Source organism: Pseudomonas juntendi (assembly GCF_009932375.1).
In the GTDB taxonomy this organism is placed as follows: Bacteria; Pseudomonadota; Gammaproteobacteria; order Pseudomonadales; family Pseudomonadaceae; genus Aquipseudomonas; species Aquipseudomonas juntendi.
On the sequence record NZ_BLJG01000556.1, the window covers coordinates 1 to 720 of the forward strand.

A 720-nucleotide genomic window follows, 5' to 3' on the forward strand; every position below is an offset into this window, starting at 1 on the left:
CTCCAGTGCTGCGTTTCTTTTCGACCCTGCTGCTCGGCTGCCTGTTGAGCACTCACCTGCTGGCTGCCGACCCCGCCCCCGGCGAAGACCCACCCGCCGAACCCGAACCAGTCTTGCAAGGCGGCCTGCTGGGCGCCCTTGCCGATGGCCTGGACAGCGCTGCCCGGCAGATGGACCTCGACGCCCACCTGGTTGACGCCTGGCGCCTTCGCACCGACCGCGCCGCCCAGGAAGTGGAGCGCCTGGTCGACCGCCATTCGGCCAGTGACTCACTGCACCTGGCGGGCAACTTCCTGCTCCTGACCCTCACCTGGGGCGCCGCGTTCGGCCTGCTTGGCGGTGGTGGGCGCTGGGTCGCCAAACGGGTGTCGCGCCGCCCTTGGCTGCGCGAGCACAAACGCGTCAGTGACCTGCTGGGCTACCTGTTGCCCTACACCTTGCCAGCCCTGGCCAGCCTGCCCGTGACGCTCTATGTGAGCCGCTTCCTCGACCCCTCCGTGGCACGCGCGCTTGGCTTGAGCCTGGCCTATGCGACCAGCAGCGGGCTGTTCTCGACGTCGATCATCCTCTGCCTGATCACCCTGTTCGACGCTGGCCATAAACGCCCCGCCGTGGCGGTGATCAAGCGCCTGGCGCCACGGCCGCTGTTCCTCATCGGCTTCCTTGCCGCCTGGAGCGACGCCCTGACCAGCCCGCAGATCGCCCGCCAGCTTGGCGGCA

General features: G+C 69.0%; 1 pseudogene. It reads left to right on the top strand.

Features of this window, described 5'->3' with window-relative positions:
• Positions 1-5: 5 nt before the first annotated feature.
• Positions 6-720: pseudogene (locus GYA94_RS27245) on the top strand (mechanosensitive ion channel protein); the annotation flags it as partial.